This window comes from Curvivirga aplysinae (assembly GCF_009711445.1).
In the GTDB taxonomy this organism is placed as follows: Bacteria; Pseudomonadota; Alphaproteobacteria; order UBA8366; family Aestuariispiraceae; genus Curvivirga; species Curvivirga aplysinae.
Genome location: NZ_SMMC01000080.1, coordinates 1 through 7,829 on the forward strand (window position 1 = coordinate 1; position 7,829 = coordinate 7,829).

The 7,829-nt window shown below is 42.1% G+C and carries 6 protein-coding genes and 1 tRNA gene; 5 read left to right on the forward strand and 2 right to left on the reverse strand.

Annotated elements, in window-relative coordinates; translation table 11 throughout:
* The 3 genes from E1160_RS01505 to E1160_RS01515 form a co-directional block, all read left to right on the forward strand.
* A partial coding sequence (locus E1160_RS01505) for an ImuA family protein (protein WP_218048645.1) occupies nt 1-652 on the forward strand: 652 nt, incomplete at its 5' end.
* Complete coding sequence (locus tag E1160_RS01510; RefSeq protein WP_155153223.1) at nt 645-2,147, forward strand: Y-family DNA polymerase; 1,503 nt, start codon at nt 645-647, stop codon at nt 2,145-2,147. The genes E1160_RS01505 and E1160_RS01510, both read left to right, overlap by 8 nt.
* Before the next feature lie 9 nt (nt 2,148-2,156).
* Nucleotides 2,157-5,372, forward strand: a complete 3,216-nt coding sequence (locus E1160_RS01515) for an error-prone DNA polymerase (RefSeq protein WP_235914015.1) — start codon at nt 2,157-2,159, stop codon at nt 5,370-5,372.
* A gap of 61 nt (nt 5,373-5,433) precedes the next feature.
* Here E1160_RS01515 and E1160_RS01520 read toward each other — a convergent pair.
* Nucleotides 5,434-5,522, reverse strand: a tRNA-Ser gene (locus tag E1160_RS01520).
* A 205-nt stretch (nt 5,523-5,727) separates the two neighbouring features.
* On the opposite strand from E1160_RS01520, the gene E1160_RS01525 reads away from it, so the two are divergent.
* On the forward strand, nt 5,728-6,033 hold the full coding sequence (locus E1160_RS01525; protein WP_218048646.1) for a DUF1330 domain-containing protein: 306 nt from the start codon (nt 5,728-5,730) through the stop codon (nt 6,031-6,033).
* Nucleotides 6,034-6,045: 12 nt separating this feature from the next.
* Entirely contained in the window at nt 6,046-7,293 is a 1,248-nt protein-coding gene (locus tag E1160_RS01530) for an MFS transporter (protein ID WP_155153226.1), read from the forward strand.
* A gap of 115 nt (nt 7,294-7,408) precedes the next feature.
* Here the strand turns inward: E1160_RS01530 and E1160_RS01535 are convergent, their stop codons facing one another.
* A complete protein-coding gene (locus E1160_RS01535) occupies nt 7,409-7,618 on the reverse strand; it encodes a DUF1127 domain-containing protein (protein WP_155153227.1) in 210 nt (69 codons plus the stop codon).
* Nucleotides 7,619-7,829 lie beyond the last annotated feature (211 nt).

Here is a 7,829-nt window from a genome sequence, read left to right on the forward strand (position 1 = left end):
AATGCAACCCAACCAATATAACAAAGATACATCCAGCATAGTTAATTTGCGTGGTAAGTTACGTCGAATTGAACGGTTGCATTCACAACAAAATAAGCCATGGATTTTATCTAGCAGTTTTAATGAAGTGGATTCCTACCTTCCTGAAGCAGGCATTCCTTCACATGCAGTACATGCAATAAACGGCCCCTCTGCCCTATTCTTCTTATTACGCTTATTATCCGTAATGCCCATAGATTATAAGATATTATGGTGTCGTTCTGCAAAAGCTCAAGCAGTACCTTATGGCCCAGCAATATTAGAACACGGAATTGATCCTGAAAGAATTCTATTTGTGCAATGTCATTCCCTGCAAGATTTACTGTGGTCTTATGAAGAAGCCTTAAAATCAAGCTCTATTCACATCGCAATTTTAGAACCAGAAGCTGCTATTAAATTAATAGAAAGCCGACGCCTCCAATTAGCTGCTGAAATTGGTGGTAGCATTGGATTTCTTATTTCCCAAAGCCCTGATTATGTGAGTAATGCCAATGCCATATTCAGCCGCTGGCACATCACCCCTCTTCCCACTGCAGGCCTCTATCAGCTTGAATTACAACGTATGAGAAATGCCCCTCCTAAAACCTGGCAAGTAGGAGTTCTAAATGAGTAAACGCAAGAGATATATAAGCCTATATCTACCTCAATGGGCCATTGATTGTCGTAATAGACAAAATACATTGCCTGAGCAACCATATGTCCAAACTACAAAATCACAAAACCAGATAGTTATTGAAACTGCCAATGATTTTGCCTATCAACAAGGTATCAAAAAAGGTATGAGTATGGCCACGGCTAGGGCTATATCCAGCACTCTAATCGTAGAGGATCATTCGCCTGATTTTTTACAAAATAAGTTAGAGGAACTAGCCGATTGGGCCTACCAATTCACTCCATTTGTCGCTTGTGATGGTGTGGATAGCTTAATATTGGATGTGACAGGTTGCTCGCACCTCTTTGGCGGAGAGCAAGCTATGCTAAAGCACCTCTCCTTTAAATTATCACAATTGAGGCTGCATCATCAATTAGCTATAGCAGACACCTCTGCGAGTGCTTGGGGTTTAGCTCGCTATGCTACTAAGGGCTTTTTTGTACAAGATGCCCCACTAAAAACTGTAATCCAGTCTCTTCCTATTGCTGCTATGCGTTTATCTGATGCATTAATTGTTGATCTGCAACGTATGGGATTACGACAAATAAAGGATTTACTTATCTTACCTCGATCCCATCTATCACGACGCTATGGGCTAGAACCCGTTTTACGTCTGGATAAGATGCTTGGTGATGTAGTTGAACCCATTACACCACGGATATATAAAACCCCTTATGCGATGCGCATGAGCTTTCCTGACGCAATTGGGCTTGCTGAAGATATCGAGGCAGGCCTGGATCGTTTAATCGCAAAACTATGCACTCGATTGGAAAAGAAATCTTTGGGTGCCAAAAAGCTTCATCTAATCTGTGACAGAGTTAACAAAACACAGCAATCCATACATGTCGGATTAAGTGAGCCCAATCATAACCCTAGATATTTCAAGCGCTTATTCTTGGAGAAACTCAAAGCAATCGAACCTGGCTTTGGTATTGATTGCATGCGGTTATTGGCACCTGCCGTGGAAAAAGTACAACATCATCAAAATAATATCTTAATGACTGGAGAACGACAGGAAATCAAAAAGCGGGAACATATCCGTCAAGACTTCAATATCTTGATTGATCGTTTACGTAACCGCCTTGGATATCACGCTGTTGGACATATTCGAGCACGCGATACTCATTTACCTGACCGCATCCAAGCATGGCAAACAAACCTAGAGGCAAACTGGCCAAGATATAATAAAAGACCCTCCTTACTGCATAATGTTCCCATTCTAATCCATAAAGGCACAGCACCAAATTCCCTCTTATACAAAGGTAAAGTTGAAAAAATTATCCAATGGCATGGACCGGAACGTATAAGCCCCAATTGGTGGCAAAAGAACGCTGATTGGCATCAGGGCGATAGAGATTACTATATCGTCCATGCACAATCAGGTCATCGTTATTGGATTTATCATAATGTTCAACAAACTGAACAAACTTGGTATTTACACGGTTGTTTCAGTTGAGGTGGCTTGATGGAATATGCAGAACTTCAAGTGATTAGCAACTTCACCTTTCTAGAAGGGGCAAGCCATGCTGATGAGTTAATCATCCAAGCCAAAGCATTAGGTTTAAAAGCCATTGGCATAGCAGATAGGAACAGTTTAGCGGGTATCGTTCGAGCACATAAAGCTGCAAAAACGCACCACTTACGCTTACTCGTAGGGGCACGACTTGATTTACAAGATGGGCCTAGCATAATCGCTTATCCAGAAAATAGAACTGCTTATGGACAACTCTCCCAACTTATCACTTTGGGGCGTCGCCGTGCAGAAAAAGGCGAATGTGAGCTTTATCTGAAAGATGTATTAACTGTGGCAAATGAGATGCGGCTGGTTCAACTAGCTCCCAATCCGCACTCAGCTAAATTAAAACATCAACTCACTCAATTAGCACAAGCCTTTCCAAACCGAATTTATGTGGCTGCATCCCATCTATTACGCGGGAATGATCGACAAAGAATTCAAATGCTCTTTGAATTATCTCAAACGACAGGTGCAAAACTACTCGCTACTAATGATGTTATTATGCATGTACCACACAGGCGTCCCTTAGCAGATATTTTAACCTGTATTAAAGAAAAATGCACTATTGATGAAGCAGGACGACGCGTATTGATAAATGGGGAAAGGCATCTTAAATCCTCATCACAAATGGCCGTTTTATTTAAAGATTTCGAAGAAGCTTTATGCCATTCCTTAGAAATTGTAGATGCTTGTACTTTTTCTCTTGATGAACTTTCCTACAGTTACCCTACCGAAATTATGGAACCCGGTTTAACTACTCAGCAATCTCTCGAGAAACTTACTTGGGAAGGCGCTAAAAATAGATATCCTAGAGGTATTCCCAACAAAGCGCGCAAAGTCATTGAGCATGAATTAAAATTAGTCGAAGATTTAAATTATGCGCCCTATTTCCTAACCGTTTATGATCTCGTCAGATTTGCGCGAAATGGCGGCGTGGATCAGAAAAAGGAAATCCTTTGTCAGGGACGTGGTTCTGCGGCGAACTCCACCATTTGTTACTGCCTTGGTATCACCAGCATTGACCCGATCCATCTGGATTTATTATTTGAACGCTTTATTTCGCCTGAACGTAATGAACCTCCCGATATTGATGTGGATTTTGAACATGAACGACGTGAAGAAGTCATTCAATATATCTATAAAAAGTATGGACGTCACCGCGCTGGTATGACAGCCGTTGTTTCTTGTTATCGCGCGCGAGGGGCTATCCGCGAAGTTGGTAAAGCAATGGGATTATCTCAGGATACGGTAGAGCTTCTATCTTCCCAAATATTCCATTGGGGTAAAGGGGATGAAATTGAAGACAACATGATAGAAGGCGTCGGTCTGGACCCAAAAGACCATCGTTTACGCCTAACAATTAATCTCATACATGAATTAATCGGTTTTCCTCGACATTTGGGACAGCATGTCGGTGGCTTTGTGATGACCGATGATCGCCTAGACACCATTGTCCCAATAGAAAACGCGGCAATGGAAGACCGTACTGTTATCCAATGGGATAAAGATGATCTGGATGAATTAGGTATTCTCAAGGTAGATGTTCTCTCTTTAGGTATGTTAACCTGTATTCGTAAATGTTTTGATATGATCAGTAGTCATTATGGCAAGCATTTCTCTTTAGCTACCCTTCCCCAAGAAGATCCTGCCACTTATGATATGCTTTGCGTAGCTGATGCCATCGGGGTTTTTCAGGTCGAAAGTCGTGCACAACTTTCTTTCTTACCTCGTATGAAACCAAGAAATTTTTACGATCTTGTCATTGAGGTCGCCATTGTACGACCTGGCCCTATACAGGGGGATATGGTTCATCCTTATCTTCGCAGAAGAAATGGCGAAGAACCAGTCAGTTATCCATCCAAAGAATTAAAGCGGGTTTTAGCAAAAACCTTAGGCGTACCGCTTTTTCAAGAACAAGCAATGAAGATCGCAATTGTGGGAGCAGGCTTCAGCCCTTCAGAAGCAGATCAGTTACGCCGATCCATGGCAACGTTCAAACATACAGGTACGATCAGTACTTTCTATAATAAATTTGTTCAAGGCATGGTGAAAAACGGGTATACACAAGAATTTGCTGAGCGTTGTTTCAAGCAAATTGAAGGATTTGGAGAATATGGTTTTCCCGAAAGTCATGCAGCCAGTTTTGCTTTATTGGTATATGTATCCGCATGGATAAAAAAACACTATCCCGCTGTCTTTGCTTGTGGCTTGATCAATAGTCAGCCCATGGGCTTTTATGCCCCGGCACAAATTGTACGAGATGCTAAGGATCATGGTGTTGAAATACGCCCCCCTGATGTGAATTATTCAGATTGGGATTGTACATTGGAACCAGCAAGCTCAGGATATGCAATCCGTCTTGGTTTGCGATTGATAAAAGGATTACATCAGAATGATGGCGATTGGATTGCATCCGCCAGAGGTAATGGATATCGCATTCCTCACGATTTATGGCGACGTGCCAATATCGGCAAGCGTCCATTAAATGCTTTGGCTCGGGCTGATGCCTTACAATCTATGGACCTAAAACGCCGTGAAGCTTTATGGGAGGTCAAAGCAATCAATGGCAATAAACCTCTCCCTCTCTTTGAAATAGCAGACGAACAGGAATATGGTGTAGAAGCTGCTGTTACCCTTCCAGAAATGACATTAGGAGAAGAAGTTGTTTCTGACTATTCCTTTACACGTTTATCATTAAAAGCACATCCCGTTGGCGTCATCCGCCCTTTCCTACCTACAACAACCAAAGCAAACGATCTTGTTCATATCAAGGATGGCTCCATGTTGACAACCATGGGGCTGGTGATCGTACGGCAACGCCCAGGTAGTGCTAAAGGTATCATCTTTCTAACTATTGAAGATGAAACAGGCACAGCTAATTTAATCGTCTGGCCTGATATGTTTGATAAATACAGAAAAGAAATTTTTACCTCTCGCTTCATTCGTGTGAAAGCTGAATTACAACGCGAGGGAATCGTAACTCATTTAGTCATCAAACATTTAGAAGATTTATCTCCTTATTTAGATGAACTTTCATCTGGTCGCTATGACAAAACGGAAGAAGATATGGAAAACCATCCAGAAGTTAAAATGCAACCTAGTAATCTAGGTAGACACCCCTGCAACATCGCCCAACAACTTTTCCCAAGCCGTGATTTTCATTAATAAATATAGGTAAAAATAATAAAGGGTTAGAGCGTTTCAGCATCTAACCCTTTATCAAAACTGGCGGAGAGACCGGGACTTGAACCCGGGCATGAGTATTACCCCATGACGGATTAGCAATCCGCTGCATTACCGCTCTGCCACCTCTCCTTAAAAGTGGATAGTGAAGTTTGACAACTTCATCTATCGGCGGGTGAGTAAGTACTAATCGTCGCGCTTATTGTCAATGCAAATAATCGCTACTTTTTACAATATTGTCATTTTTCCTAACTTTTTCAAAAAAAGCTTGGTTGCAAGCTCTTTCTCTGGTTAATGAAATCAGAATGTATTTTATCTTCCTATGCAGGAGAAACCAATGACGGCCTATATTATCGGTGAATTAAACGTCCATAATCCAGAACGCTATGCAGATTATACAGCCCATACACCAAAGACAATTGCAGATCATGGAGGAAAATTCATTATACGTGGCGGCAATCCAAAATCACTAGAAGGTGGAGACACAGCGCCAAGATTCGTCGTTGTGGAATTTCCGAGTATGGAAAAACTGATGGAATGGTATCATTCAGATGCGTATCAAGCGATCATTCCTATTCGTCAGGAAGCTGCAGAGGGTAGAATCGTCGCCGTTGAAGGTGCTGATACGATTCCCCTCACCTGATTGTAAACAAAAATGCTCTTGAAAACCTACTCCTCTATTATCCCGATTGCGCTGAGCAGTGCCCTTACCGCCATGGCAAACGGTTTTTTGGCAAGTTATCTTCCCTCACGCATGGGAATCAATGCCATTGATCCATCTCGCACCAGTGACTTTGTAGCAGCATTTGCAATCGGCATGTTATGTTCATGCCTGTTTTCAGCCCAAATCGTAAAACGGGTTGGTCATATCAGAGCCTTCTCAGTTTTTGCCTGTTTATCGGGCATCGGTGCCCTACTGCTTCCAACTTTAGAAAGTTATGCTGCCTGGATCGTCATCAGATTTATCAATGGATATTGTGGAAACTCAATTTTCCTTGTTGCGCAAGGATGGTTAAATGATCAAACAGAAAGCAAATATCGAGGCCAGATTTTAACCACCTTTTATATTATCTATTTGATTGGATTAGGTGGTGGCGCCTACTCGGTGACATTCTTTGACTTAGACAGTTTGCAACCCTTCATGTTTGCAACCGCATTATATATGCTATCCGTTTTCCCTGTTGCCCTCACAAAATTACCCGCCCCGCCACCACCGATGGTGACAAAAATTATGATTGGGCGTCTCTGGCAAATGTCACCTGTGGCTCTCATCGGGTGCTTTATCGGCGGGGCAACCGCCATGACCATGCAAGGGCTCGGCGCGGTCATCGGACAAAAGATTGGCTTGGACTACACACAAATTGGTTTCATGATGGCAATTGCACAAGCAGGCAACTTGATGCAATTTCCGCTCGGTTATCTTTCTGATAAAGTAGATCGGCGTTATGTTCTCTTCATTTGTGGTACAGGGTTAAGCATTTTTGGTTTTATTTTTGGCAATCTAGATGCAAATTCCTTCTTATTCTTAGTTATCACAATTGCTTTCTTCATCGGGTTGGGAGAAGCAACCCTAACCATTGCCCTTGCTAACGCCAATGACCGTGCTGATCCTGATGAATATACTTCAATAGCCGGGACCGCATCTCTATCTTGGTGTTTAGGGGCAATTCTAGGTCCAATCTTTGGCTCATTTACGATCGGCACAATGGGCCCTAAAGGGATTAGCCTGTTCTTTGTAATCATTTCTGCCTCCTTTACCATATTTACGCTTTGGCGTTGTTTAAAACGCGAAACTGTATCAGAAGAGGATCATGGTGATTTCTATGCTGCCCCAGCAGAAATTGCGACATCGGAAGTATATATGACCGAAGATTCTGAAGAGATTCAGGATGCAAAGAGTTAAAGTAAAAAGCATTACAAAAGAAAAAGGCGGTTGAGAGTTTCTCAACCGCCTTTAATCTACACTTTAGGCAGGGGACCTAAAGGCCATCACTTTTCTTAGCTAAGAAAAGGAGGACTTATTTGTTTTTACCGAATGCAATATTTGTAATATCGTTACGGTAAATACCAATGTCACGCAACTGTGCGTCTGTCAAAGCGTTCAATTCATTGTATGTGCGAGCTGCAACAACGGATTCTGCCAATTTATTAACAAGACGGCCAACGATGCCTGTTTTTTCAGAAGCAGCTTGACCCAAGTTTACGAATTCTGTGCTCAATGTAGCCATTGTCTTTGTCCTTCAAAAAAACGCCCATCTAAACTCTATGATGGACGTAATAAAAAATCTCTCTGTAGTTAATCAGACAGCAGGGCCGATAAGGGGGAGTGGGAGGAAGTTGGCCCCGCCGTCTTGATGATCAGAATTTATTCAATCTGAAAAAAAAATCACGCGCAATTACTGCATTTTTGCATTGCAAAAACTGCATAGCTTATTGCGA